This window comes from Pseudofrankia saprophytica, from assembly GCF_000235425.2.
In the GTDB taxonomy this organism is placed as follows: Bacteria; Actinomycetota; Actinomycetes; order Frankiales; family Frankiaceae; genus Pseudofrankia; species Pseudofrankia saprophytica.
The window spans coordinates 7,399,731-7,425,323 of record NZ_KI912266.1 but is presented as its reverse complement, the minus strand read 5'-3'; the positions used below and the strand labels follow the sequence as shown (position 1 = coordinate 7,425,323).

Sequence of the window (25,593 nt, the reverse complement as noted above, 5' to 3'; positions counted from 1 at the left end):
AGCCCTGTGTGCCGCCAGGCCCCGTGCCTTTGCCTTGGTTCGTCGCGGGGTCAGCCGGCGTTCGCCGCGATCAGCTTCGCGTAGCGATCGAGAACCGGCAGGATCTCGTCCTTGTCCACCGTGTCGAAGGCGACCACAACCTCGGCGACACCGAGGGACGCAAGGCGTTCCAGCCGGGCTTGGAATCTGTCGTCGTCGACGGGGTCCTGGACCACCCAGATGACCGGGCCGGATGCGGGGCGTCCGGCCTCGGCCCACCGGCGTCGAAGCTCCACGAGCCGGTCCGCGATCCAGCTGATGCTTCCGCCCGGCATCCATCCGTCGGCCCACCCGACGATCGCCTCCATGGCGAGGCCGCGTCCGGCCGCGCCCAGGAGCACCGGGATCGAGGGCTGCGCCGGCTTCGGCCAGGACCAGCTGCGCTCGAGGTTGGCGTACTGGCCGTGGTACTCGGCCTCGGTCTCGGTCCACAGCGCCCGCATGAGCTCGACGTGTTCCCGCACGACCGCCCGCCGGTTCTTCCACGCGTGTCCGTGGCTGACCAGTTCGTCGGCGTTCCAGCCGTATCCCACGCCGAGCGTGAGGCGCCCCCCGGACAGGTGGTCGAGCGTCGCGAGGGCCTTGGCCAGGGCAATCGGGTCGTGCTGGGCGGGAAGGGACGTACAGGTGGCGATCTTCATGGGGGTCCGCGCGGCGACGAACGAAAGCGCGATGTACGGGTCGAGCAGCCGCGGGTAGGTCGGGGGAATGGTGTCCCCGGCGCCGGGAAAGCAGGCGGGGTCGGAACTGACGGGAATGTGGGTGTGCTCGCCGAGGACGAGTGAGGTGAAGCCCCGGTCGGCGGCGGCGTACGCGAGCTCGAGAAAAGGCATCTGGTCCGTCGCGCGATAGAGCACGCCGACGCCCGGGAACGCGGCCGCGCCTGTCATGGGGTTTCCCTTTCTCGCAGATACGCGCCGACGCGGGCGACGGCGTCGTCGGCCTCGGGCATGGTGCCCGCCCACAGCTGATGCGCGTGCGGCATCTCGGGGAAGAGATCGAGGCGGACGTCGACGCCGAGGCGCCGGGCCTTCTCGGCCAGGCGGTGCGCGTCGTCGACGAGCGTGTCCCAGTCGCTGGCCTGGATGTACAGAGGCGGCAGCCCGGTGAGGTCGGCGTGCAGCGGCGACGCGTAGGGGTCACGTGGGTCCTGACCGGCGAGGTACTGGCCCGCGCACCACCGCGTCTCGGCGGGGCTCTGGCGCACGTCGACGTCGACTCGGCTGGTCAGGCTGTCGGCCGTCATCGCGAGGTCGACCCAGGGCGACAGGAGCACGACGGCCGACGGGAGCGACACGCCCTCGTCCCTCGCCCTCAGCAGGAGCGCGATGGCGAGCCCGCCGCCGGCCGAGTCGCCGGCGACGGCCAGGTGGGCGGGGTCGAAGCCCTGGCCGAGCAGCCACCGGTAGGTGGTCAGCGCGTCCGTGACGGCGGCGGGATGGGGGTGCTCGGGCGCCAGGCGGTAGTCCACGCTCAGCGCCGGGCGGCCCGCTGCCCTGGCGAGGTGCCCGACGAGCCTGCGGTGGGAGCGGACGGAGCAGAAGCAGTAGCCGCCACCGTGGAAGTAGAGCAGCGCCCTGCTCGTCGGCGCGCCGTCGGGCCGCGCCCACTGCGCGGGCACCCCGCCCGCGTCGACGTCCTCGAACGTCACCCCGTCCGGCTCGGACGTGCTGGCGCCGATCTCGTCGGCCAGGGCGAGCTGCTGGGCGCGGGACGGCGGGGCCGACGCCCGGGCGGCGCTTCGCTGGTCGCGCAGCAGCTGGTGTATCGCCTGGGCCTGCTCGCTCGCCGTCGTCATCGGCGTCGGCGTCGAGCTCATGTGGTGGCCGGAGTGGGCCGGGTCGGCCTGCCGGCCGCGCCGGGCATGTGGGCCAGCAGGCCGCCGTTGACGTCGATGGTGGCGGCCTGCAGGTACCTCGCCTCGTCGGAGAAGAGGAACGCCACGACGGGGGCGATGTCCTCGGGCAGCGCGAGGCGGGGCATGCACACGTCGTCCAGCGCGCGGTCGAACAGCTTCCGCTGGCTGTCGGTGTAGTCGTCCTCGCCCGTCCATCCCGTCCCGATGGTCCAGCCGGGCACCAGCGTGTTGCACCGGACGCCGGACTTGCCGTACTGGGTCGCGATGTACTTGGTCAGCATGATGCTGCCGGCCTTCGCCGCGCCGTAGGCCGCGGACGTCGCCGAGCCGGCCAGCCCGTTGCCGGACGACACGTTGATGATCGATCCGTCTCCATTGCGCAGCATGTGGGGGAGCACGGCGCGGCAGCACAGGAACTGGCTGGTCAGGCACGTCCGAATCGTCCAGTCCCACGCCTGAAGGGTCGTGTTGACCAGGTCGACCGCCGCTCCCGGATGAACCGCGTAGGCGTTGTTGTGCAGCCCGTGCACCGTGCCGAACCGGGCGACCGCGGCGTCGACGAGCGCGGTCACCTCGTCCTCCACGGTCAGGTCGACGCCGAAGCCGAGCGCGCGACCGCCGGACGCCTCGATCGCCCCGGCGACGGCGGCCGCGCCGTCGGCGTTCAGGTCGGCGGCGACCACCGCCGCGCCCAGCTCGGCGCACCGCACCGCGGCCGCCCGCCCCATCCCCGACGCGGCGCCCGTGATGATGACGACCTTGCCGCTCAACGTGCCCGCTGGTTGATCAGCCATCGTTGCCCATGCCTTCCGTGATCGTGATGGAGTACGTCGGGCACTGTCTGGCCGCCAGGCGGACAGCGGCCTCGTACGCGGCCGGGACCTCGTCGACCCGCACGACGGAGTAGCCCTCGCCGGTCAGCTCGAACACCTCGGGAGCGTGGCCGACGCAGATGCCGTGGCCGGCGCAGGCGGTGTCGTCGACCTCGGCCCTCACCGGTGGCCCCACTCGGCCGTGACGACCTTCGCGTAGCGGTCGAGCAGCGGCAGGATCTCCTCGCGGGTGGTGGTCGGGATGTCGAGAACCACCTGGTCGACCGCGAGCTCGTGGAAGCGGTCGAGCTGGACGCGCAGCCGGTCGTCGTCGACCACGTCCTGCATGGGCCACACGATGGGGCCGGACGCGGGGCGGCCGGCGTCGACCCACCTGCTGCGCAGCTCGGCGAGCTTCGCGGCCAGCCACCTCCCGTGGCTCCCGCCCGGAAGCCAGCCGTCGGCCCAACCAATGATCGCCTCGAAGCCGCGGTCGCCGCCCTGGACACCGAGCAGCACGGGCACCGAGCCCTGCGCGGGCTTCGGCCAGGACCAGCTGCGCTCCAGGTTGGCGTGCTGGCCGTGGTATTCGGCCTCCTCCTGCGTCCACAGCGCCCGCATCAGCTCGATGTGCTCGTGGACGATCTCCCGGCGGTCGGCGAAGTCCTTCCCGTGGTTGGCGAGCTCCTCCTGGTTCCAGCCGAACCCCACGCCAAGGGTGAACCGCCCGCCGGACAGGTGGTCGAGCGTCGCGATGGTCTTCGCGAGCGCGATCGGGTCGTGCTGGGCGACGAGGGCGATGCCCGCGGCGATCCGCAGCGAGGTCCGCGCGGCGATGAACGCGAGCGCGACGTACGGGTCGGGGAAATGGGGGTATGCGTCGGGCAGCTCGCCGTCGACGGTGCCGGGGAACGGGGACAGGCGGCTGACCGGGATGTGGGTGTGCTCGCCGACGACGACGCAGTCGAAGCCGCGTTCCTCGGCGGCGTGGGCGAGGTCGACCAGCGGCATCGACGCGTCGGTCTGCCGGTAGAGAAGCCCGACCCGCGGCGGACGGGCAGGGTCCGTCATGCGGCGGCGCCCCGCGGGTCGAACTCGAGCGTGAGGCCGGTGAGGCCGCGCAGCACGAACGAGGGAACGTAGTCGAACCGGCGCGCCCCGGCGGAGCCGTGGACCTCCTCCGAGAAGCGGATGTCGCTGGTACGGGCGAGGAACTGCTCGATGGCGACGGCCGCCTCGCTGCGCACGAGCGGGGCGCCTGGGCAGGTGTGCACGCCCCGCCCGAAGGCGAGGTGCTGGCGCGCGTTGGGGCGTTCCAGCTGGAACTCCGACGGGTTCTCGAACTTCCTGGGGTCCCGGTTGGCCGCTCCATGCAGCAGGAACACGTGGCTGCCGGCGGGGATCTCCGTCCCGCCGACCTCTGTCGGGACCCTGGCGAGCCTGAAGTCGCCCTTGACCACGCTCTCCATGCGCAGGGTCTCCTCGATGAAGTTCGGGATGAGCCCTGGCTCGGCGCGCAGCCTGGCCTGGACCGCCGGCTCCTCGGCGAGGATCCTGAACGCGCTGGAGAGGAAGCGCGTGCTGGACTCGTGGCCGGCCGCGAAGATGATCGCGGCGATGCGCACGACGTCCATGACCTCGGGCAGGGAGCCGTCCTTGAACGTGGCGGTCGCCAGCCCGGTGAGCACGTCGTCCCGCGGGTCGCGACGGCGGTCCTCGACGTACGTGGCGAACTTCTCGTAGAGCCAGGCGAGCGGGTTGGCGCCCATCGCCTCGCCCGTCGTGCTGCCGACGCCACCGCCCGTGGGCTGGGACATACCCTCCAGGAACCCGTCCCGGTCCTGTGGGGGAACGCCGATCAGATCCGCGATGATGAGCAGGGTGAACGGAGTGGCGAAATCACGGATGAAATCACACCCGCCCTTGTCGATGAACGTGTCGATCTGGCGCTGGGTGACCTGACGCATGTACGCCTCGTTCTCCCGCAGGCGCTTCGGCGTGATCAGCCGCATCAGCAGCCCGCGATGCGCCGTGTGCTCCGGTGGGTCGAGGCACAGCAACATGTCGCTGAACGGCAGCTCGTAGCGATGCGCCTCGATCAGCGCGCTGATGTCGTCGCCCTCGAGCGGCACCGGGAACGGGAACAACGGGCCGGCCACCGAGTTGCACGATGAGTAACGCTCCGCGTCGTTCTGGATCTCGACGGCCTCCTCGAAACCGGTGACCATGACGACGCCGTGCTGGCTCTCGCGGTGCACCGGGCACTGGCCGCGCAGGTACTCGAAGTACGGATACGGGTTCTCGACGAGATCCGGGCCCAGGAAGAAGTCGGTCGTGCTGTAGTCGGGCATTGTTTCGGTCGTCTCCTTCTCGTTCTTCGGCATCAATCGCTCCACAGGGCATTTCCCGCACCCGCGCGAGGTAGCCGGCTATTGATGTCCCAGTTCTCAGTCCGAGAGGACGACCGCGCCTTCCGGGCACACGCTGGCTGCCTTGCGGGCCTGCGCCTCGAGTTCCGGTGGAATGTCGGCGCCGGGGGCGCGCACGACGCCGCGTCCGTCCTCGTCGTCGACGACAAGATCGGGCGCGGTCTCCCAGCAGCGGGCGTGCCCGGCGCAGAGGTCGGAGTCGATGCAGATCTTCATGCGGCCGCTCCGGCCGGCCAGGCGAGCCGCAGGTGGTCGACGCCGCGTAAGAGCGAGCTGTTCCATTCCACGTCCGTGCCCGGCTGCAAGGAGTATTCAGGGATTCGGTCGTGCCAGACCCGCACCACGGTGCGCAGCTCCATGCGCGCCAGGTTCGATCCGAGGCAGCGGTGCGGTCCGCCACCGAACGCGAAGCTGCGCATCTCGCCGCGCCGCACGTCCACCTCGTCGGCGCCCGCCAGGCCGTCCGGGTCGACGTTGGCGGAGGCGAGCATGAGGTTGACGTCCGTCCCCTTGGGGATCACGGTGCCGTCCCGGAGCGTGATGTCCCGGGTGGCCTGGCGCCCGACCGCCTGCACCGGCGTCTCCCAGCGCAGGAGCTCCTCGATGAGGTCGACCTCCGAGCCTGGCTGTTCGACCAGCATCCTGCGCGCGTCGTCGTGGGCGGCGAGGAAGGCGAAGATGCACTCGAGGGAGATGGTCACGGTGTCCAGCCCGGCGGACAGTTGCAGGAAGCAGATGCGCACTATCTCGCTGTCGGTGAGTCTCTGCCCCTCGACCTCCACCTGCGTGAGATAGGTGATCAGGTCGTCACGCGGGTTCCCGCGACGGTCGGCCATCTCCTCGGTGAACCGGCCGTAGATCTCCATGGCCGTTTCGAGCTGGAGCTGCTGCGCCTGGCTCGGATCCTCGGCGACGACGTCCGGGCGGATCATGATGTCCTTCCACCGCACCAGCGCGTCGCGCTCTTCCAGCGGCAGGCCGAAGAGGCTCAGGAACGTCGAGCACGGCAGCGGTACCGCGACCTGCTGGGAGAAGTCGCAGCCGCCGTGGCCGATGAAGGCGTCGATCAGGTCGTTCGTGTGCTTCTCGACCGCGGGCTGCAGAGCCTTCATCCTGCGCGGGCCGAAGTAGGGGTCGAGCAGTCGGCGGTACTTCGCGTGCAGCGGCGGGTCGACATTGAGGGGGATGAGCGGCTCCTCGCTCCCCATGACCCCGCCGAAGTCGGACGTGAAGTCCTGCCAGTTCTTCAGCGCGTCCTCGACGTCGCGACGATTGAGTAAACAGGTGATGGTGTCGTTCTCGAGCAGCGGCGCCGTCGGCCCGTGGGCCCGCAGCTCGGCGAAGTAATCCCGAGGGCACGCTGATCGCTGGTGCATGAGCCGACGGCGCTCCTCGTCGGCGGGCGCCCGATCGCTGTACGACATATCGACCTTCCACAGGTGATCGAAGGGTGCGGCGTTTGTGTCTCACCAGGCGGGTGGGAACGGCGGGTTCGAGCAGCGCCCAGAAGGCCAAAGGAGATGCGAAAATGCTCCTCCTTCGCGCCTCAGGGCGCCCGCGGTGAACGCGTCAATGCCAGGCGGCGCGGCGGATACCCAGGCGTGGGTCGGGGCAGGGCCCGGCTGCCCTGACCGGCCGAGTCAGACCGGAAGCAGGGCGGCCTCGCCGGACGTTTCGGATCTTGCCGAACGTCATCTCGACCACCGTGTGCTCTCGGTGTCGATCTCGGATGGCATACATAAACATCTGACGAGGCTGGCCGTCAAGCGTCAACTTCCCGTTCGCGCTGACGACCTGGGTCGCTCCGCGAGCGGTAAACAGTTGACGAGGTGTCTCGTCTGCGGTTGTCTGCTGCCGTCGGCGGACAGATGGGCGGACAGGCGTGGAGGCCTCGCGGTGACAGACCAGCGGCCGTGGCCGTGGCCGGACGACATCTCACGCCTCTACTGGGACGGTGCCGCGGCGCGGCGGCGGTGCGGCGCGATGGTACTGATCGCATGATCGCCCAACCGGCCGACGTCGGCTCGGCAGGCGCGGACAGGTCGGCACGGGCGCCGCGCGAGGCGAAGGTCTCGCACCTCGTCGCGATGGAGCTGCGGCGGCAGATCCTGTCCGGTGAGCTCGTCGCCGACCAACAACTGGCGACCGAGGCGGAGCTCACCGCCACCTTCGACGTGTCGCGGGAAACCGTGCGTGAGGCGCTGCGGGTTCTCGAGTCGCAGTCGCTGGTCGAGGTCCGGCGCGGTCGCGGTGGCGGTGCCGTCGTCCGCCGTCCCGGAGTCGCCTCGATCGGCCGCTACCTCGCGCTTCTTCTGCAGCTGCGGGGAACGACGCTGGCGGATCTGGAGGATGCCCGGGCGGTCCTCGAGCCGCCACTCGCCGAGCGGTTCGCGGTTCGCTGCTCCGCCGCGGACCTGCACGTTCTCGGGCGGCTTCACGACCAGGAACGGGCGGCCGAGGATGATCCGCTGACGTTCGTCATGGCCGCGGCGGGGTTCGACACCGCGGTCACCGAGCGGTCTGGCAACCGGTCGGTCGGGCTCGTCGCCGGAATCTTCCGCGATGTCTACGCGGGACAGGTGTACGCGGCCGTCGCCCCCTCTGGCCCGGCGTCGGCGGAGCAGATCGCTCGGACGGTCGCCGAGTGCCACAGCGCGTTCCTGGACGCCGCCCTGCGGCGCGACGGGTCGAAGGCGAGAAGGGCATGGGCCGGCTACCTGGCCGTCACCAGCCCGCTCCTCGTCGACCGGGGGCGCAGCCGCCAGCCGATCGACGTCGTGCCACTGTGGCGGCCGCGGAACGCCCCCGCCGCGCCGGGGCAGTATCCCCCACCGGGGCAGCCGAACCGGTTGGCCGCGACGGTCGCGGACGAGATCAGGGCCCGCATCGCCGAGGGGCGTCTGGGAGACGGGGACAGGCTGCCGGGCCTGCCGGACCTGGCCGCGCAGTTCGGGGTCTCGCGGCCGACGTTGCGGGAGGCGCTACGGATCCTGGAAATGGAGTTCCTCGTCGACCTGCGTGCCGGCGACCGCAACGGGCCCCAGGTCCGGCATCCGTCGCCGCGGGTGGCGGTGCAGCTGGCCAGCACTGTCATGCAGGCCCGGCACGCCACGATGGGAGACTTCTTCCGCGCCGTCGCGATGATCGAGCCTTCCATGATCGAGCTGGCGGCGGCGAGGATGGATCCAGCGTCGCTGGCCACGCTGCGGTCGCTCGCCGCGGGCCTGACGGCACCGCCGAGGGACGCCTCCGACCTGTCGGAGGCCTGGACGACGGCGCGCCAGATCATCTTCGGGGCCACCCAGAATCCGGCGCTCGCCGTCATCGGCGAGGTCCTGCAGTGGGTCCGCCTGGACGCCCAGGCGAACCCCACGGCCGGCGCCGCGACCGACCCTGCGTGGCTCGCGGAGACGCATCGCCTGGTCGCGCTCTTCCCGGAACTGGTCGCCGCGTTCGAGGCCGAGGACAGCGCCCGCGCCGCGAGTGTCTGGGCCCAGTCCCTAGACGCCAACTCGCCGGACATCGAGTCCTCCGAGCTCGGCCGGCGGCTTGTGATCGACCTCATCGGTGAGAAGGAAGGTGTCCCGTGGACGTCGCAGACCTAGTCATGGTGAGCGTCGACGACCACGTCGTCGAGTCGGCCCACGGCCCGCCACCCGCGCGCCATTCCCGACTGGCTGTCGCGTGCCCCGGGGCGCGCCTGGTGAGACAGGTCAGAGCCCCGTCCCGGATCTGCTTGCCGGGTACGGGGCTCTGACCTTCTCGGGATCTGTACCGGACGTGGGAACGATCGGCTCTCGCCGTCCGTCGCCCGGCCGCTCTTCGAAGGGGCCGAAGCACCTCCGCGGCGGGACGGTCAGGACTTGGCGGGCTCGAGGTCGAGGCCGAGGCCGAGGGCCGACGCGGGCTCGACGGCGTAGTCGTCGGTGAGCTCGGTGACGGTGTCCGCTCGGCGCCGGGGCACGAGCAGGGAACCGAGCGCTCCGGCGCCCGTCACGGCCGCGCCGACGAGGAGGGCGAGGTGCAGCCCGTGGGTGAAGTCGATGGCGCTGGTGTAGCCCCCGGCCGCGGCGAACACCGAGGCCAGGACCCCGATGCCGAACACCCCGCCGACCTCGCGGACCGCGTTGTTGGTCCCGGACGCGACCCCCTCGTACTCGGGCGGCACGGACCCCATGACCACGTTGGCGACCGGGACGAAGAACAGGGCCATGCCGATGCCGGCGATGACGAAGGCGGGCACCAGGGCCAGGAACGTCGCGTCGGGGGCCAGGTCGGCGCGCATCCAGAGCAGCCCGCCGGTCATCATGGTCAGTCCGGCGATCATCAGCGGGCGCCCGCCGATGCGGTCGGACAGCGGGCCGGCGATCGGCGCCACGATCAGTGGCATCGCGGTCCAGGGCAGGGTACGCAGCCCGGCGCCCAGGGGCGAGTAGCCCATGACGTTCTGCAGGTACTGGGAGATCAGGAAGATCGAGCCGAACATCCCGAAGGAGAAGAAGACCGAGACGGCGTTGACCGCGGCGAACCCGCGCCGGCGGAACAGGCTCAGCGGCAGCATCGGGGCGCGTCCGGCCCGCTCGGACCGCAGCTCCCAGGCGACGAAGGCGGCGAGCCCCGCCGCGCCGGCGATGATGGCGCCGAGGACGCCGGTGCTGGTCCAGCCGTGGTCCTGGCCGCGGACCAGGCCGAGGACGATCCCGAACAGCCCCAGGCTGACCAGGACGGTGCCGACGATGTCCAGCCGGCTGGAGGCCTCGCGGCTCTCGGTGAGGCGAGCGAACGCCAGCGGGATCGCGGCGAGGCCGAGCGGGACGTTCAGCCAGAAGATCCACTGCCAGGCGGCGCCCTGCGTGATGGCCCCGCCGACGAGCGGTCCCAACGCGATGGCCAGGCCGGACACGGCGCCCCAGACGCCGAGCGCGGCGCCCCGGCGTGCCGGGGGGACCGCGGCCGACAGCAGGGTCATCGACAGGGGCAGCACGATCGCCCCGCCCACGCCCTGCACGGCCCTGGCCGCGATGAGCGCACCGACGCTGGGCGCCAACGCGGCGCCCGCGCTGGCCACCGTGAAGATGGCCAGGCCGGCGGCGAAGACGCGGCGCCGGCCGAGGCGGTCGCCCAGCGCCGCCGCGGGCAGCAGCAGGACGGCGAACGTCAGGGTGTAGGCGTTCACCGTCCATTCCAGTTCAGCCAGGCTGGCGTGCAGGCCCTCACGGATCGACGGCAGCGCCATCGTGACCACCAGGTTGTCCAGGGAGGTCATGAACGCCGCGATGCACGTGACCACGAAGGTCCAGGTGAGGCGGCTCCGGTCGGTGGTCATCGGTTTCCCTTCGAGGTAGTGACTGACCACTAGCTTGTGCGGGTACAAAAAGCGCAGGCTGTTCAGCGAAGGTGCGGGTGGCGACAGAGCCCGGACGAGAGTGGGCCCGGGTGGTGGCTGTCGGTCCATGCCCGGAAGCGACCGGCCGCTTCCTACTCCGGCGGGGAATGATCCAGATGTTCAGTTCGCATCGACATCGGCATCCGGCTCGGTGGTCGCGCCCATGAAGCCCTTGCCGAGGGCTTCCTTGGTGGCCTTCATGCCCGGGCCTGGCCCGTCGGGAGGACAGATGATCTGAGCCCAGCGCTCGTCGACGGCCGGCAGGTCCATGGCCGCGGAGACGTTGCAGAGCATCCCCATGGCGAAGAACGCGCGCAGCACGTTGACGTCCATGCCGGCAAGGCGCTCGACGGTGTACCACAGGTCACGGAACCCTCGCCGGGTCGCGGCCCGGATGTCGGGGTCGCCGCAGGCCGCGTAGGCCTGCATCTGCATCAGCAGATAGCTGGGCTCGGCCAACAGGCCGTTGTAGGCCTCGGCCATGGCGGTCAGGGCCTCGTCTCCGGTCCGCTCGCCCACCGCGTTCTCGAATGTGGCGACCGTCCGGGCGAATGTCTCCTTCACCGCCGCCAGGAACAGGCCCTTCTTCGAGCCGAACAACCGGAACAGGTACGGCTGGGAGATCCCGACCGCCGCGGCGATCGTTTCGGTCGACGTTCCCTCCAGCCCGCCCCGGGCGAACTCCGCCACGGCCGCCGCGAGCACCGACGTGCGGCGCTCGTCCGCGGTCTGCCTTGTGCCCGTCGTAGCCATGGCTCGAAGTTAGTGCCCAATCACTTCCTCGTCAAGCCTCGGCGGGGCCGGTTTGCCGGCAGTCGCCCGGACGACAGCGCTAGGCGACTTCAGCCATCGGTCCATCGACCGGCGGGCCAGCGACCAGCGGCCAGTTCCTAACGTTCAAGCGCGCCGCAACCGGGCTGGCGCGGAGGCGCGCCTCCGCCGCACGCCGCCCGCACGGAGCGAACCAGAGACACCCTTCTGCCCCGGCCTGCTGGATCGTTCGGCTCGCGAGCGAAGCGAGGTGCCCCCGCTGGGTCGGCTGGATCGGGCTGCTTGTGGTTCGCTGACGTTCAGCGGCGGGTGACCACGCGGCGCGGAGGCGCGCCTCCGCGGAGGCCCCGCCCATGAGCGCAGCGAAGTGGGTTGGGCCGCAGCGGAGGTCGCCGGAGCGCCCGTGAGCGGAGGAGGACGGCGCGCGGAGGTCCCTTCCGCAGCGAAGCAAGGAAGGGGCCGGAGCGCGCCGCCCGCACGGAGCGAACCAATGTCAGAGCAGCTCGAGGATGGTGGCGTTGGCCTGGCCGCCGCCCTCGCACATGGTCTGCAGGCCGTAGCGGATCCCGTTGTCCCGCATGTGGTTGACCAGCGTCGTCATGATCCGGGCGCCGGAGCCGCCGAGCGGGTGGCCGAGCGCGATCGCGCCGCCGTTCGGGTTCAGCGCCTTCGCGTCGGCGCCGATGTCGGCCAGCCACGCGAGCGGGACCGAGGCGAACGCCTCGTTCACCTCGAACGCGCCGATGTCGCCGAGGCCCAGGCCCGAGCGCGCCAGGATCTTCTGGGTCGCCGGGATCGGCGCGGTCAGCATGATGACCGGGTCCGAGCCGGCGAGCGCGACGCTGTGGATCCGGGCGATGGGGGTGAGCCCCAGCTCGGCGGCCTTCTCGCCGGTCATGATCAACAGGGCGGCCGAGCCGTCGGAGATCTGCGAGGAGTTGGCGGCGGTGATCACGCCGCCCTCCTCGGCCGGCTTGAACACGGTCTTCAGCTTGGCCAGGCCCTCGACGGTGCCGCCGCGGCGGATGCCCTCGTCCCGGCTGATGACGGTGCCGTCCGCGAGCGTCACCGGCACTATCTGCGCGTCGAAACGGCCGTCGTCCTGCGCGGCGGCCGCCTTCTCGTGCGAGGCGATCGAGAACTCGTCGCACTGGGCGCGCGACAGGCCCCAGCGTTCGGCGATCATCTCCGCGCCGACGCCCTGGTTCGGGAAGACGCCGTCGTAGCGAGCCATGTAGCGCTCCCCGAAGGGCGACTTGTCGAGCAGCGAGGTGCCCATCGGCACCCGGGACATCGATTCGACGCCGCCCGCGATGACGACGTCGTAGTGGCCGGCGACGACCCCGGCGGCGGCGAAGTGCACGGCCTGTTGGGACGAGCCGCACTGCCGGTCGACGGTGACGCCGGTGACGGTCTCCGGGAAGCCGGCGGCCAGCGCCGCGTTGCGGCCGATGTCGAAGGTCTGCTCGCCGACCTGGCCGACGCAGCCCCACACGACGTCCTCGACCAGCGCCGGGTCCACGCCCGCCCGCTCCACCAGGGCGGCGAGCACGAGCGCCGACAGGTCGGTCGGGTGCACGCTCGAGAGTCCGCCGTTGCGCTTGCCGACCGGGGTACGGACGGCCTCCACGATCACTGCGTCACGCATGCCAGCCGCTCCTGTAGCAGTACTGGGAGTTGTCTCTTGTAACACCGTAGTGACAGTCGCCACCGCGGTCGCCTGATCCGCCGATGGGGCTGGGCAGATCACCCCGATTGGTCGCATACCGGCGCGGTGCCGGCGGGTAGGCGCGCCTGGCGCCCCCGCCCGGCAGCCGATAAGTAAACGTACACTCATTTAAGGTCGGCGACGTCCGGTTCCGGATGGGTGACTCGCCCGCGCCGCGGGACGGTTCCGGTCGCGAGGCGGTTCCGGTCGGGGGCGGTTCCGGTCCGGCGGTTCTCTGGCCACGGACTATTAGGGTGGTGAGACGTGTCTGCCTCCGCCTCGTCCTCTTCCGCCGCACCCTCCTCCGGGGCGCTGTCCTCCGCCGAGGCGCCGGCCATCGCGCCGCCCGCGGCGGCCGCACCGTCGTCGACCCGCGTCGGGTGGATCGGCGCCGGCGTCATGGGCGCCGCCATGGCCGGCCACCTGCTGCGTGCCGGCTACCCGCTCACGGTGACCACCAGGACGCGGGACCGCGCCAAGGCGCTGCTGGACGAGGGCGCCAGCTGGGCCGACACCCCGGCCGGGGTCGCCGCGGCCAGCGACGTGGTGTTCTCGATGGTCGGCTTCCCCGAGGACGTGCGCGAGGTGCTGCTCGGGCCGGACGGGGCGCTGTCCGGCGCTCGGCCCGGCGCGGTCCTGGTGGACATGACGACCAGTGAGCCGGCGCTCGCCATCGAGGTCGCCGAGGCGGCCGCGGCGCGCGGCGTGCACGCGCTGGACGCGCCGGTCTCCGGTGGCGACGTCGGCGCCCGCAACGCCACCCTGTCGATCATGATTGGCGGTCCGGCGGAGGTCGTCGACGCGGTTCGCCCGTGCCTGGACGCGATGGGGAAGTCGATCATCCGGCAGGGCGGGCCTGGCGCCGGGCAGCACACCAAGATGGTCAACCAGATCCTGATCGCGTCCACGATGGTCGGCGTGACCGAGGCGCTGCTCTACGCCTACCGGTCGGGCCTGGACGTGGAGCGGGTACTCGAGTCCGTCTCGGGCGGGGCGGCCGGCAGCTGGTCGCTGTCGAACCTGGCGCCCAGGATCGTCGCCGGCAACTTCGCCCCCGGGTTCTTCGTCGATCACTTCGTCAAGGACCTCGGCATCGCGCTCGCCGAGGCCCGGCGTGCCCGCCTCGCCCTGCCGGGCCTCGCCCTCGCGAACCAGCTCTACGTCGCCCTGCAGGGTCAGGGCCGCGGCCGCGACGGCACCCAGTCCCTCGTCCACGCGCTCGCGGCCATGTCCGGCCAGTCCTTCCCGCCGTCGGCGGCTCCTGGGCCGGCTTCCTGAACCGGCCTCCAAGCCCGCCTCCGTGACCGATGATGGCCCTGTGACGTCGAGTTCGTCACGGTAAGTAATTGAAGGGCGACGGGTGCTGTGCTTGCGCGGCACAGGTCGGGCCCGGGAGTATGAGTTGACGCAAATGTTAGAACTCCGGCCGGCGCGATGCCGGCCGTGTGCGACTGGAGGCACTGGATGACCGCGGTGATGCAGGGCGTGCGGATCCTCGAGGTCGCGGAGCACACGTTCGTTCCCGCGGCGTCCGCGCTGTTAGCGGACCTGGGCGCCGACGTCATCAAGATCGAGCATGTCGAGCGCGGCGACGCGATGCGCGGCCTCGCCACCTCGGGGACGGTCAGCATCCCCATGAACGTCCACGTGCTGTTCGAGCACTCGAACCGGGGGAAGCGCAGCCTCGCGCTCGACCTGACCTCGCCCGAGGGCCTCGACATCGTCTACAAGCTGGCCGCCACCTCGGACGTCTTCCTCACCAACAAGCTGCCGCGGGTCCGCAAGAAGCTGAAGATTGAGCTCGACGACATCCGCGCGCAGAACCCGAACATCATCTACACGAGTGGCACGGGCCAGGGCGAGCGCGGTCCGGAGGCCGACCGCGGCGCGTACGACTTCCTCGCCTTCTGGCAGCGTGCCGGCGTCGCCATGGGCGCCACCCCGTCCGACTCGGACGTCCTGGTCGGCCCACCCGGCCCCGGCTTCGGCGACTCGATCGGGGCGATGACCATCGCCGGCGGCATCATGGGCGCCCTGTTCCACCGGGAGCGCACCGGCGAGGCGACCACCGTGGACGTCTCGCTGCTGAGCTCCGGCCTGTGGGCGATGGGCCAGGCGCTGTCGCTGTCGCTGCTCATGAAGACGCCGTGGCAGGGCCCGCCGTCGGGACACCGCAGCAACCCGCTGGTCGGCAGCTACCGGACCAAGGACGGGCGCTGGCTCGGCTTCTCCTGCCTGCAGGCGGGGCACTACTGGGCGGAGGCGTGCGCCGTGCTCGGACGGCCCGAGCTCGCGACCGACCCGCGCTTCGCCGACCACGCGTCCCTGATGGCGAACAAGGTGGAGGCGAGCGAGATCCTCGCCGCGGAGTTCGCGACCCGCCCGGTCGAGGAATGGCGGGAGCGGTTCGCGGACTTCTCCGGGCAGTGGACGGTCGTCCAGAGCACGCTGGAGGCCGCGACCGACCCGCAGAGCGTGGCGAACGGCTACGTCCAGGACCTTGAGAACGCGGCCGGCACCCCGTTCCAGATGACCGCCGTCCCGGTGCAGTTCGGCGGCGCGCCGGCGCCGACGCGGCGAGCACCCGACTTCAACGAGCACGCCGACGAGGTCCTCGGTGAGCTCGGCCTGGACTTCGAGGCGGTGCTGGACCTCAAGCTGCGCGGCATCGTCGCATGACCACGGCCGCCGCTGAGGTCATCCCGGTCAGCATCGGCGGCCGGATTCGCCAGCTCGGCGCCGAGCGGCCGCGGGACGAGGCGCTGTGGTGCATCGCGCTCGACGGCGCCGAGTCGTCGTTCACCTGGGAGTGGCTGGACCGGCGGTCGAGCCAGATCGCCGGGGCGTTCGCGGCGCGCGGCGTCGGCGTGGGGGACCGCATCGGCCTCGGGCTGCGCAACTCGCCGCAGATGGTGGTGGCGGCGTTCGCGGCGTGGAAGATCGGGGCCGTGCCGGTGCCGGTGCGCTGGGACGTACCGGACTGGGAGCTCGCCCGCGTCCTGAAGGTCATCGCTCCCAAGGTCCACCTGAGCGCGGCGGACCTCGACTGGATCGACGCCACCGCGGGCGACCCGGTACCGGACCTGCCCGAGGTCACGGCTCCGCATCTGCAGGGCATCTGCAGCAGCGGGTCGACGGGCCTGCCGAAGGTGATCGTCAACGAGCGACCGGCGATCTACGACGCCCGGATGGCGATCCCGGTGGTCGCCACCTGGCGGACCGTGGCCCCGACCCAGTCGGTCCTGGTGATGGCGCCGATGTACCACGCCAACGGGTTCACCACGCTGTACAACCTGCTCGCCGGCGACCGGCTGATCGTGTTGACGAAGTTCGACGCGGCCACGGCCGTCGACGCGATCGAGCGCCACCGGATCTCGCAGTTCACCGCGGCGCCCACCATGCTTCAGCGGATCGCCGACCTTCCCGGCGTCGACGCCCGCGACTTCTCCAGCATCGAGTGGATCACGCAGGGTGCGGCGCCGATGCCGCCTTCGCTGGTGCACCGGTGGGCGAAGCTGATCGGCCCGGAGAAGATCTTCATGATCTACGGGATGACCGAGGGGCTCGGCTTCACGGCGCTGTTCGGCGACGAGTGGATGGGTCACCAGGGCAGCGTCGGGCGCGGCATCCGCGGCACCGAGGTCCGGATCCTCGACCCCGACGGCAACGAGCTGCCGACCGGGGAGATCGGCGACGTCTACCTGCGTAGCGGCGCTGGCATCAACAGCGTCGGCGGTTACCACTACCTCGGCACCGCTCCCCGGATGCGCACCACCGAGGACGGCTTCGCCACCGCCGGCGACATGGGCCACCTCGACGAGGACGGCTACCTCTACCTCGCCGACCGGCGCGTCGACATGATCATCACCGGGGGTGCGAACGTGTTCCCCGCCGAGGTCGAGGCGGCGCTCGTCGACCACCCGGCCATAGCCGACGTCGTCGTCATCGGTCTGCGCGACGAGGAGTGGGGCCGGCGGGTACACGCCCTCGTCGAGCCCGCCGACCGGGCGGCGCCGCCGACCGAGGCCGAGATCATCGCCTACGCGAAGAGCCGCCTGGCCGCGTACAAGGTCCCCAAGACGATCGAGTTCCTCGACGCCATCCCGCGCAGCGAGGCGATGAAGGTCAACCGAGGCGCTCTCGTCTCCGCCCGCGGCGGCTGAGCCGAGCCGACGACGTCCCGCAGGCCCGCAGGCCCGGCAGGTCCCGCCGGCGGGACCTGCCGGCCGGCCGGCAGCGTGACACGGGTGCGGCTGGCTATCCCGAGATCTCGATGCCCTCGTAGCTTCCCAGCATCTCCGGGTCCGGCAGGGCCATCTGGAGGTAGACGGAGAGGTGAGTGATCTTGCCGGCCTCGTCGAAGTCATAGACCGTGGCCGAGTTGACGACGCTGGTGTGGTCGCCGACCCGGCTGCGTTCCTCCAGCTCCAGGAGCACGACCCCACCGGCCTCGGTGATCCGCCGGAACGAGCACTCCCACTCGGAGGTGCTGGCCCAGGTCGTCAGGAAGGCGGCGTACTCGGGCCAACTCATGACCTCTTTGAAGTTGCCGACCCGCTCGAACTCCGCCACGTCGACCAGTGCGGCGACGGGTGCCCAGCGCTCGACGGTGAACCCGGGCTGCTTGGCCGCGTCGACCATCGTCTTCATGAGTCGCGAGTACTCCAGGACGACGCGTGATCGGCCGGTGTAGTCACCGATGACCTCGTCGACGTCACGTAAGGCGGGCGCCATTACCTCTCCACTGGTGTGTGCGAACGGATCGGACCCTGCGACGGGGATTGCCCGGCCCGGGAGGACCCCGGGCCGGGACGGCTCAGCGAGAGATCAGCGACAGATCAGCGGATCAGCGGGAGATCAAAGGGAGAGGATGGCGACGCCGGCGGTGCCGGGGGCGCCGTAGAGCTGGCCGTAGCCGACGCGCGGGGTGCCGGGGATCTGTCGGTCACCCGCGGTGCCGCGCAGCTGCCTGGTCAGTTCGTAGACCTGGCGGAGGCCGGAGGCGCCGATCGGCTCGCCGTTGGCGATGAGGCCGCCGTCGGTGTTGACCGGGAGGCTGCCGCCGATCTCGGTGGCGCCCTCGGCGTACAGGCGTTCCTGCTCGCCGTCCTTGCACAGGCCGTTCTCGGCGAGGTGGATCACCTCGGCGCCCGCGTCGGTGTCCTGCAGCTGCGCGACGTCGACGTCCTCGGGCCCGATGCCGGCCATCTCGTAGGCGGCCCGGGAGGCGTAGACGGTGGGTGCCTCGTCCCGTTCCAGCGGTAGCCACGGGCTGTGGACCTCGAAGGCGCCGAGCCTGCGGGTCCGCACGACGGAGGCCTTCAGGTAGATCGGGTTGCTGGTGTACTTGTGCGCGACGCTGGCCTTGCACAGGATGACGGCGGCCGCGCCCTCGTCCGGCGAGCAGAACATGTACTGCGTCAGCGGGTCGTTCACCATCCGCGCGCCGAGGATCTGCTCCTCGCTCATGGGGGTGCGCCGGAACGCCTCCGGGCTGATCGCGCCGTTGCGGTAGTTCTTGGCCGCGACCTTCGCCAGCGTCGCCGGGCTGATGCCATGGTCGTACATGTACCGCTGGATCTTCATGGCGAAGAACTTGGGCGTGAGGAACAGGCCGGTCTCGCCGTACCAGGCCGGCAGGCCGTACTCCTCCGAGTAGGAGGCGAAGGCGCCGGTCGGGTGCTTGTCCATGCCGATCGCGATACCGAGGTCGTACTCGCCGAGGCGGATCGTGTTCGCCGCCTGGGTCAGCGCGCTCGCCGCCGTCGCGCAGCCGTTGTAGACGTCCGTGATCGGGATCCCGGTCAGGCCGAGGAAGTTGACGACCGCATCGGGGTTGTCGACCTCGAAACTGCCCGCGAAGCCGAACTGGATCTGCTTCCATTCCAGACCGGCGTCGGCGAGCGCCGCGCGCACCGCCGCCGCACCGAGGTGAATAGCGGACTGGCCGGGGAACCGGCCGAACGGGGTCCTGCCGACACCGATGATCGCGACGTCGTCCATGGCGGCCGCCTCAGCTCTTCTCGACGGACTGGGTCTCGACGGACCCGGTGACGGGACGGAAGGCGTACGTCAGCACCTCGGTGCCGTCGGCGTCCGCGGCGAAGGGGATGACGGTCAGCTCCATCTCCTGGCCGATCTGAAGCGGCTCGTCGACACCCACCGCGAGCCGGGCCTCGACCCGGGCCTCCGGAAGCTCGATGTAGCCGACGCCGTAGCCCACGAAGTCCTTCGCCGGCTCGGTGCCGAGGTAGGGCGGGTTCTTCGGCTGGAACCGCTGCCGGGTCCACGTCCACAGCGTGCCCCGCGTCGACAGCCGGGTCTCGGCGACGTCCAGGGAGCCACACTTCGGGCAGTTCGGGTAGGCGGGGAACGCGATCAGGCCACAGACCTGACACTTCGACCCGATGAGCCGGGGCTCGTCCGACGGCCAGTCGAACAGGCCTTCCGCGACGACGCGTTGCGTCAAGACCGCCCCCTTTCTCCAAATTTGATATCGGCGTCAGTATAAGGAGGCCATCGGGCACTCACCACCGTTGTGGAGATCATCTCCAGCTGGGAGGCCCGACCCAATCGCCCGCTGGGACAATGTCGCCATGCCCGAGCCAGTCGATCGTCTCAGCGCCCCGCACCACGTATGGGGCGAGGTGTCGGACGGGTGGCGCCTCGTCGACCAGCCTGGCCTGTCCGTCGTGGAGGAGCGCGTCCCGGCGGGCGCGGGGGAGGAATGGCATGTCCACGCCGAGGCGCGCCAGTTCTTCTACGTGCTCGAAGGCGAGGCGGTCATGCGAACGGCCGACGGCGAGGTGGCGCTGGCCCCGGGCAGGGGTGTCGAGATACCTCCCGGAATGCCTCACCAGATCTTCAACCGCGGGCCGGGCGACGTCCGGTTTCTCGTGATCAGCGCGCCCAGCACCCGTGCCGACCGCGTGGCCACCGCGCCGCCACCGTCGCGGGGCGAGGAGCCCGCGGGAACCGACTGATCCCCGGGCCGCCGCTCGGCAACGCTGACGAGCGGCGGGGTCGGGGGGCGGCGGTGCCGGTGGGCGAGCCCGAGACGGTCCGCCCACCAGCCGCGCCTGGCGGGGCTCAGAGCAGGATCGGCAGCTTCTCGTAGCCGCGCACGGTGCTGGTGTGCAGCCGGTGCACGTTGTCGTGGTCGATCTCCCAGGTCGGGAACCGCTTCAGGACCTCCTCCAGCGCGACCCGGCCCTCCATCCGCGCGAGCGAGGCGCCGAGGCAGAAGTGCGGGCCGTGCCCGAAGCTCACGTGGCTGTCGAACTTGCGCCGGATGTCGTAGGTGTCGGCGTCGGGGTACTTGCGCTCGTCCCGGTTGGCCGCGGCGGTCAGCAGCAGCACCTTGGAATGCGTCGGGATCGTGACCCCGTGCATCTCCAGCTCGCGGGTGGTCGTGCGGCCCTGCACGGGGGAGGGGGCCTCGTACCGCAGCGTCTCCTCGACGGCGCCGGAGAGCAGCGTCGGGTCCGCGACGAGCGCGGCGCGCTGGTCGGGGTGCTCGGCGAGCAGCGCGCAGGCCCAGCCGAGGAGGCGGGCGACGGTCTCGGTGCCGGCGGAGACGAGCAGGTTGGTGAAGTCGGTCGCCTCTTTGGTGGTCAGCTTGCGGGTGCCGTCGGCGGTCTTGATCTCGGCCTCGGTCAGCGCCGTCATGACGTCATCGCGCGGCGCCTTGCGGCGGGCCTCGATCGTCTCGCTGAAGATCTCGTGCAGCTTGATCTGGGCCCCGAAGGAGATGTCGTTGACCATCCCCTTCTCCGGGTCGATGTAGAAGGTGGTGTCGATCAGCTTCCGGACGTCCTCGCGGTCCGCCGGGTCGACGCCGATCAGCTCGGAGATGACCATCGAGGGCAGGATCGCGGAGAAGTCCTGGACGAAGTCGAAGCCGCCGCTGCCGACCCGCTCGTCGAGCAGCTGGGCGCACAGCGTGCGGATGTGGCTCTCCAGCGCGGCGATCCGGCGCGGGGTGAAGCCGCGGGACACCAGCACGCGCATCATCGTGTGCGACGGCGGGTCCGTGAAGATGATCATGCCGTTGTCGTAGGGCTGGTCGCCCATGATCTCGAGCACCGTGCCGTAGGCGGAGCTGAAGGTCGCCGGGTCGAGGCTCGCGTCGTCGACGTCCTTGAACCGGGACAGGGCGTAGAAACCGAACTTCTCGTTGTGGTACACCGGCACCTCGTCGCGCATCCGGTGCCACACCGGATACGGGTTGGTGTCGATCACCGTGTCGTACGGGTCCCAGTACAGTTCCGTCACGTCCGCGACCTTCATTCGGGAGACAAACCGGATTCGGCTGACGGCGGCGCGCCCCGTGGCGACGCGGCCGCCGTCCGGCAGGTGTCGGCGAGTGGCCATCGGCCAGGGCAGGCCGGTGCGCGCCGGAACTGCCCTGAGGAGCGCCCTCCACACCACTATGGCACAGAGTGCCGCATCCTCAGAGCTTAGGGATGACCTCGGTCTCCAACAGCCGCAAGCTCTCCCAGGCGACCTCCGGCGGGATGCCGCCCATCAGTGGATTGACGACGCACAGTGCGAACGGGCCCTGCGCGCGCAGGTCCTCGGCGAGCTGGGCCGGGGTGAGTACCCGGTACTGGCCGGTCGCCCGCAGCGCCTCGGTCGACTCGGCCGAGGCGTAGACGCCGGTCGCGGTGCCGCTGCCGCCGGACGTGAGCCAGGCGCCATAGGCGTTCGACTCGTGCAGCGCGTGCGGCGCGATCCGCTCCCAGCCGGCGTCGACGTCCCGCGCCAGGTGGAAGAAGGCGCCGGTGCGGCCGCCGAGGCGGGGGCCCGGGTCGGGGCGGCCGAGCGTGACCAGCTCGTCGCGGTAGTGGTCCCAGGTGGCGGCGTCGGTCGGGGTGAAGCCGATGTCGAGGCGCGCCGCGCGCCGGGCCGCGCCCTCGGAACTGCCGCCCATGGTGATCGTCGGTCCGCCGGGAGAGAGGGCGGCCGGCGTGACCCGCACCGTGCGGCCGCGGTACTCGAACGGCTCACCGGTCCAGGCCTGGCGCAGGGTGTGGATGACCTCGGTGACCCGCCTGGCGCGCTCCTTGGGCGAGACGTCGAACATCTCGAACTCGGCGGGCACGTAGCCGCCGCCGAGCACCAGCTCGAGCCGCCCCCTGGAGAGGTGGTCGAGGACGGCGGTGTCCTCGGCGAGGCGCAGCGGGTCGTGGAACGGCGCGATCAGCGCCGCGATCATGATCTTCAACCTGCTGGTCCTGGCGGCGACGGCGGCCGCCATGGTCAGTGGGCTGGGCAGGTACCCGTCGTCGGCGCCATGATGCTCGGAGAGGCCTACGCTGTGGAAGCCCAGCCGGTCGGCCCACGCCGCCATCTCTAACGCGGCCTCATAGCGCTCGGCCATGGATGTCCCGGCGATGGCCGGGTTGCGGAAGTCGAACCGCATTGTGAAGATCGCCATGTGGTTGCTCCCCATCTGTGGCGGACGTCACATCCGCCGGCCGTCACGGGGCGTGAGTGTACCAACATTGACGTCGGCGTCAGTAATGTCTGTGGGTCGAGCAAAGAACAAATTCCGGAGACAGTGGCCGCAGGGTGCGCGAAGGAAGATCCTCTTCGGGCATCCCTTGGCTCCCTAGAAGGGTTGGAAACGTGGACCTGAACGGACGCGTGGCGATCGTGACCGGCGGTGGCGGCGGTCTCGGCGCGGCGACGGTGCGCCACCTCGTCGGCCTTGGCATGAAGGTCGTGATCTTCGACAAGTTCGGTGACGCCGCGGAGGCGGTCGCCAAGGAGTTCGACGAGGGACAGGCCACCGCCGTCGGCGGCGACACGACGGTCGACGAGGACGTGCAGGCCGCGATCGAGGCCGGCAAGGCGCTCGGCGTCGTGTCGCTGCTCGTGAACGTCGCCGGCGGCGGCGTCGGCGGCGGGCGCACCGTCGGCCGGGGCAACAAGCCCCACGACAAGGCGGCGTTCATCGAGACGCTGGCGATGAACGCGACCGGCACCTTCAACATGAGCCGTCTGGTCACCGCGGGCGCCTTCGCCGACAACGAGCCGGACGAGTCGGGCCAGCGCGGCGTGATCGTCAACGTCGGCTCGCTCGCCGGCCTGGAGGGCCAGACCGGCCAGATCTCCTACGGCTCGGCCAAGGCCGCCATCCTCGGCATGACGCTGCCGATGGCACGCGACCTCGCGCCGATCGGCGTCCGGGTGTGCGCCATCGCCCCCGGCACCATGGGCACCCCGAAGATGCTGGGCGTGCGTCCGGAGATGCTGGAGGCGCTGACCAAGGACATCCAGTTCCCGAAGCGGCTCGGCCGCCCGGAGGAGTTCGCGCTGCTGGTCGAGTCCATCGCCCGCAACCCGTACCTCAACGGCGAGAACATCCGGCTCGACGGCGCGCTGCGCTTCCCACCCAAGTAGGCGGTACGTGTTCACCGTCGACGCGGTCCTCGGCTCGCTGGCGTTAGAGCCGGCGGGCGAGGACCGCTACACCGCGAGCAGCATCGCCTCACCCAACCCGGTCGTCTTCGGCGGGCAGCTGCTCGCCCAGTCGATCGCGGCCGCGCTCGCCGGCCAGGACGGAAAGACGGTCAAGACCCTGCACACGGTCTTCGCCCGCGCCGGCCGGCCGGACACCCCGCTCGACGTCGCCGTGACGCGCCTGCACTCCGGGCGCAGCATGGCCAGCAGCGGGGTGAGCATCAGCCAGGGTGGCAAGGTCATCGCCCAGTCGTTGGTCCTGCTCTCGGCGGACGACCCCGACTTCATCCGGCACGCCGACGCCGCGCCGGCGCACGAGCCGCCGAAACCGGGGGAGGCCGTCGGCGCCGGCCACGGGGAAGTCTCGTCCGGCGAGCCGGGCGCCTGGCAGGTGCGGGTCGTCGGCGACGTCGACATCAGCGACCCGGAGGCTGTCGGCCCGGCGGAGCTGGACGTCTGGACGCGCTGGCCGGGCGCCCCGGGCGACGCGCTGTCCAGCCAGGCGCTGCTCGCGTTCGTCACGGACGGCTTTCTCATCGGGACGGCCATGCGGCCGCACCCCGGCGTCGGGCAGGCGCAGTCGCATCGCACGATCTCGACCAGCGTGCTGTCGCACACGATCACGTTCCACGAGCCGGTACCCGCCGACGACTGGCTGCTGCTCGCGCAGCGCAGCCCCTACGCCGGGCGGGGCCGTGGCTACGGCCGTGGCGACGTCTTCCGGGCGGACGGCGGGCTGGTGGCCTCGTTCGTACAGGACAGCATGATCCGTCCGATGGCGCCGTCGCCGGGCGGCGGCCACCGCCTCTGAGCAAGTCTTGACATCGACGTCAAAATTTCTAAGCATGGGCCCACACCGCCGCACGCCAACCTGACCCGACGCTGTGGGCCCCCGTTCCGCCATGCCTGAGAAGGAGCGCTGTTGACGTGCACGAAGCGGTGATTGTTTCGACAGCCCGGACGCCGGTGGGTACCGCGATCAAGGGCTCCCTGCTCGACGTCGACGCGTTCGAGCTGGCGACGCTCGTGGTCGGCGAGGCCGTCCGCCGCGCCGGCATCGACCCGGAGATCGTCGACGACGTCGTCCTCGGCGAGGCCCTGTACGGCGGCGGCGACATCGCCCGGTACGCGGCGATCGAGGCCGGCCTCACGAACGCGCCGGGCGTCGCCCACAACCGGCACTGCGCGTCCGGGATGGCCGCGATCCAGACCGCCGCCGCCTCGATCATGACCGGCATGGACCGGGTGGTCGTCGCCGGCGGCACGAACTCCTCGTCCACGTCGCCGCGCGCCAAGCGCCGCAAGCCGGGCACGGACGACATCGAGGACTGGTACTCGCCCACCCACCGCAACACGCCCGAGGCCCCGAACTACGACATGTCGGTGACGGTCGGCTGGAACGCCGCCGTGGCGACGGGCCTGAGCCGTGAGGACCTGGACGCCTGGGCGCTGCGGTCACACCAGCGCGCGGTCGCGGGCATCGACGCGGGCGCGTTCAAGGAGGAGATCGTCCCGGTCGAGGTGACCCGCCGCGACGGCACGACGTTGTCCTTCGACACCGACGAGCACCCGCGCCGGGACACGAGCATGGAGAGGCTCGCCAAGCTCAGGGTGCTGCACCCGGAGATCGAGGGCTTCAGCATCACGGCCGGCAACGCGTCCGGCTCGAACGACGGCGCCGGCGCGGTGGTGCTCACCTCGCGTGAGTTCGCCGAGGCGAACGGGCTCGAGGCGCTCGCGATCATCCGGTCCTGGGCGTCGGTCGGCGTCCCGCCGGCCGAGACTGGTCTCGCGCCGGTCAAGGCGATCCCGAAGGCGCTCGACCGGGCCGGCCTGTCCATCCAGGACATCGCCCTCTGGGAGATCAACGAGGCGTTCGCGTCGGTCCCGGCCGCCGCCTGCCAGCTGCTGGGAATCGACGACGAGATCGTCAACTACCTCGGCAGCGGCTGCAGCCTCGGCCACCCGATCGCGATGACGGGTGCCCGTCAGATCATCACGCTGACCCACGAGCTGCGCCGGCGCGGCGGCGGCAAGGCCGTGTCCGCGATGTGCGCGGGTGGCGGCATGGCCAGCGCGGTCGTCATCGAGGTTCCCGCCCCCTGACCCTGGCCGCCCCCGTG

At 71.0% G+C, this 25,593-nt stretch carries 23 protein-coding genes and 1 pseudogene; 8 read left to right on the top strand and 16 right to left on the bottom strand.

The genetic code is table 11. The annotated features are described in order from the left end of the window. Positions 1–50 precede the first annotated feature (50 nt). From FRCN3DRAFT_RS0231290 to FRCN3DRAFT_RS47120, 8 genes are all read right to left on the bottom strand, one after another. On the bottom strand, positions 51–929 hold the full coding sequence (locus FRCN3DRAFT_RS0231290) for a TIGR03619 family F420-dependent LLM class oxidoreductase (RefSeq protein ID WP_007508159.1): 879 nt from the start codon (positions 927–929) through the stop codon (positions 51–53). After that, complete coding sequence (locus tag FRCN3DRAFT_RS0231285) at positions 926–1,858, bottom strand: alpha/beta hydrolase (RefSeq protein WP_007508157.1); 933 nt, start codon at positions 1,856–1,858, stop codon at positions 926–928. Before FRCN3DRAFT_RS0231285 ends, FRCN3DRAFT_RS0231290 begins: the two co-directional genes overlap by 4 nt. After that, positions 1,855–2,691, bottom strand: coding sequence for an SDR family NAD(P)-dependent oxidoreductase (locus FRCN3DRAFT_RS47125; RefSeq protein ID WP_007508155.1), 837 nt, complete (start codon positions 2,689–2,691; stop codon positions 1,855–1,857). The genes FRCN3DRAFT_RS0231285 and FRCN3DRAFT_RS47125 overlap by 4 nt, the downstream gene beginning before the upstream one ends. Beyond that, complete coding sequence (locus tag FRCN3DRAFT_RS0231275) at positions 2,684–2,893, bottom strand: ferredoxin (RefSeq protein WP_007508152.1); 210 nt, start codon at positions 2,891–2,893, stop codon at positions 2,684–2,686. The genes FRCN3DRAFT_RS47125 and FRCN3DRAFT_RS0231275 overlap by 8 nt, the downstream gene beginning before the upstream one ends. After that, entirely contained in the window at positions 2,890–3,780 is an 891-nt protein-coding gene (locus FRCN3DRAFT_RS0231270; protein ID WP_007508150.1) for an LLM class F420-dependent oxidoreductase, read from the bottom strand. The genes FRCN3DRAFT_RS0231275 and FRCN3DRAFT_RS0231270 overlap by 4 nt, the downstream gene beginning before the upstream one ends. Continuing rightward, positions 3,777–5,093 (bottom strand): cytochrome P450, encoded by a 1,317-nt coding sequence (locus tag FRCN3DRAFT_RS0231265; protein ID WP_007508148.1) that lies wholly within the window; start codon positions 5,091–5,093, stop codon positions 3,777–3,779. The genes FRCN3DRAFT_RS0231270 and FRCN3DRAFT_RS0231265 overlap by 4 nt, the downstream gene beginning before the upstream one ends. 63 nt (positions 5,094–5,156) lie before the next feature. After that, on the bottom strand, positions 5,157–5,354 hold the full coding sequence (locus FRCN3DRAFT_RS0231260) for a ferredoxin (protein ID WP_007508146.1): 198 nt from the start codon (positions 5,352–5,354) through the stop codon (positions 5,157–5,159). Next, a complete protein-coding gene (locus FRCN3DRAFT_RS47120) occupies positions 5,351–6,562 on the bottom strand; it encodes a cytochrome P450 (RefSeq protein ID WP_051466421.1) in 1,212 nt (403 codons plus the stop codon). Before FRCN3DRAFT_RS47120 ends, FRCN3DRAFT_RS0231260 begins: the two co-directional genes overlap by 4 nt. A gap of 573 nt (positions 6,563–7,135) precedes the next feature. On the opposite strand from FRCN3DRAFT_RS47120, the gene FRCN3DRAFT_RS0231250 reads away from it, so the two are divergent. Next, positions 7,136–8,743, top strand: coding sequence for a FadR/GntR family transcriptional regulator (locus FRCN3DRAFT_RS0231250; protein ID WP_007508142.1), 1,608 nt, complete (start codon positions 7,136–7,138; stop codon positions 8,741–8,743). A gap of 251 nt (positions 8,744–8,994) precedes the next feature. Here the strand turns inward: FRCN3DRAFT_RS0231250 and FRCN3DRAFT_RS0231245 are convergent, their stop codons facing one another. The 3 genes from FRCN3DRAFT_RS0231245 to FRCN3DRAFT_RS0231235 all read right to left on the bottom strand — a co-directional run bounded on the left by FRCN3DRAFT_RS0231245 (position 8,995) and on the right by FRCN3DRAFT_RS0231235 (position 12,943). Beyond that, positions 8,995–10,464, bottom strand: coding sequence for a DHA2 family efflux MFS transporter permease subunit (locus tag FRCN3DRAFT_RS0231245; RefSeq protein ID WP_035925430.1), 1,470 nt, complete (start codon positions 10,462–10,464; stop codon positions 8,995–8,997). Between the two features lie 180 nt (positions 10,465–10,644). After that, complete coding sequence (locus FRCN3DRAFT_RS0231240; RefSeq protein WP_007508139.1) at positions 10,645–11,277, bottom strand: TetR/AcrR family transcriptional regulator; 633 nt, start codon at positions 11,275–11,277, stop codon at positions 10,645–10,647. A gap of 511 nt (positions 11,278–11,788) precedes the next feature. After that, positions 11,789–12,943, bottom strand: coding sequence for a thiolase family protein (locus FRCN3DRAFT_RS0231235; protein WP_007508137.1), 1,155 nt, complete (start codon positions 12,941–12,943; stop codon positions 11,789–11,791). A gap of 324 nt (positions 12,944–13,267) precedes the next feature. On the opposite strand from FRCN3DRAFT_RS0231235, the gene FRCN3DRAFT_RS0231230 reads away from it, so the two are divergent. The 3 genes and pseudogenes from FRCN3DRAFT_RS0231230 to FRCN3DRAFT_RS0231220 all read left to right on the top strand — a co-directional run bounded on the left by FRCN3DRAFT_RS0231230 (position 13,268) and on the right by FRCN3DRAFT_RS0231220 (position 17,245). Next, on the top strand, positions 13,268–14,281 hold the full coding sequence (locus tag FRCN3DRAFT_RS0231230) for an NAD(P)-dependent oxidoreductase (protein WP_007508135.1): 1,014 nt from the start codon (positions 13,268–13,270) through the stop codon (positions 14,279–14,281). Positions 14,282–14,467: 186 nt separating this feature from the next. Then, positions 14,468–15,682 carry a CaiB/BaiF CoA transferase family protein gene (locus FRCN3DRAFT_RS0231225; protein WP_007508133.1) on the top strand — a complete coding sequence of 405 codons (1,215 nt, stop codon included), beginning with the start codon at positions 14,468–14,470 and terminating at the stop codon, positions 15,680–15,682. Continuing rightward, positions 15,679–17,245: pseudogene (locus FRCN3DRAFT_RS0231220) on the top strand (class I adenylate-forming enzyme family protein). The gene FRCN3DRAFT_RS0231225 and the pseudogene FRCN3DRAFT_RS0231220 overlap by 4 nt, the downstream one beginning before the upstream one ends. A 15-nt stretch (positions 17,246–17,260) precedes the next feature. Here the strand turns inward: FRCN3DRAFT_RS0231220 and FRCN3DRAFT_RS0231215 are convergent. The 3 genes from FRCN3DRAFT_RS0231215 to FRCN3DRAFT_RS47115 all read right to left on the bottom strand — a co-directional run bounded on the left by FRCN3DRAFT_RS0231215 (position 17,261) and on the right by FRCN3DRAFT_RS47115 (position 19,472). Beyond that, a complete protein-coding gene (locus FRCN3DRAFT_RS0231215; protein WP_007508129.1) occupies positions 17,261–17,737 on the bottom strand; it encodes a hypothetical protein in 477 nt (158 codons plus the stop codon). Between the two features lie 123 nt (positions 17,738–17,860). Beyond that, positions 17,861–19,006 carry a thiolase family protein gene (locus FRCN3DRAFT_RS0231210; RefSeq protein WP_007508127.1) on the bottom strand — a complete coding sequence of 382 codons (1,146 nt, stop codon included), beginning with the start codon at positions 19,004–19,006 and terminating at the stop codon, positions 17,861–17,863. A 10-nt stretch (positions 19,007–19,016) separates the two neighbouring features. After that, positions 19,017–19,472 carry a Zn-ribbon domain-containing OB-fold protein gene (locus FRCN3DRAFT_RS47115; RefSeq protein ID WP_007508125.1) on the bottom strand — a complete coding sequence of 152 codons (456 nt, stop codon included), beginning with the start codon at positions 19,470–19,472 and terminating at the stop codon, positions 19,017–19,019. Positions 19,473–19,599: 127 nt separating this feature from the next. Between FRCN3DRAFT_RS47115 and FRCN3DRAFT_RS0231200 the strand changes: the two genes are divergently transcribed. Then, the gene (locus tag FRCN3DRAFT_RS0231200) at positions 19,600–19,986 is read left to right on the top strand and encodes a cupin domain-containing protein (protein ID WP_007508122.1); all 387 of its coding nucleotides are present in this window, start codon (positions 19,600–19,602) and stop codon (positions 19,984–19,986) included. Positions 19,987–20,092: 106 nt separating this feature from the next. Here the strand turns inward: FRCN3DRAFT_RS0231200 and FRCN3DRAFT_RS0231195 are convergent, their stop codons facing one another. Together FRCN3DRAFT_RS0231195 and FRCN3DRAFT_RS0231190 are read right to left on the bottom strand one after the other, a co-directional pair. Then, positions 20,093–21,277, bottom strand: a complete 1,185-nt coding sequence (locus tag FRCN3DRAFT_RS0231195) for a cytochrome P450 (RefSeq protein WP_027141104.1) — start codon at positions 21,275–21,277, stop codon at positions 20,093–20,095. Between the two features lie 178 nt (positions 21,278–21,455). Continuing rightward, positions 21,456–22,442, bottom strand: coding sequence for an LLM class flavin-dependent oxidoreductase (locus FRCN3DRAFT_RS0231190; RefSeq protein WP_007508119.1), 987 nt, complete (start codon positions 22,440–22,442; stop codon positions 21,456–21,458). Positions 22,443–22,633: 191 nt separating this feature from the next. On the opposite strand from FRCN3DRAFT_RS0231190, the gene FRCN3DRAFT_RS0231185 reads away from it, so the two are divergent. The 3 genes from FRCN3DRAFT_RS0231185 to FRCN3DRAFT_RS0231175 all read left to right on the top strand — a co-directional run bounded on the left by FRCN3DRAFT_RS0231185 (position 22,634) and on the right by FRCN3DRAFT_RS0231175 (position 25,576). Next, positions 22,634–23,410: an SDR family NAD(P)-dependent oxidoreductase gene (locus FRCN3DRAFT_RS0231185; protein WP_007508117.1), complete on the top strand. Its 777-nt coding sequence runs from the start codon at positions 22,634–22,636 to the stop codon at positions 23,408–23,410. 7 nt (positions 23,411–23,417) lie between these two features. Continuing rightward, the gene (locus FRCN3DRAFT_RS0231180; RefSeq protein ID WP_007508115.1) at positions 23,418–24,281 is read left to right on the top strand and encodes an acyl-CoA thioesterase; all 864 of its coding nucleotides are present in this window, start codon (positions 23,418–23,420) and stop codon (positions 24,279–24,281) included. 116 nt (positions 24,282–24,397) lie between these two features. Then, positions 24,398–25,576, top strand: coding sequence for a thiolase family protein (locus FRCN3DRAFT_RS0231175; RefSeq protein WP_007508113.1), 1,179 nt, complete (start codon positions 24,398–24,400; stop codon positions 25,574–25,576). Positions 25,577–25,593: the final 17 nt, after the last annotated feature.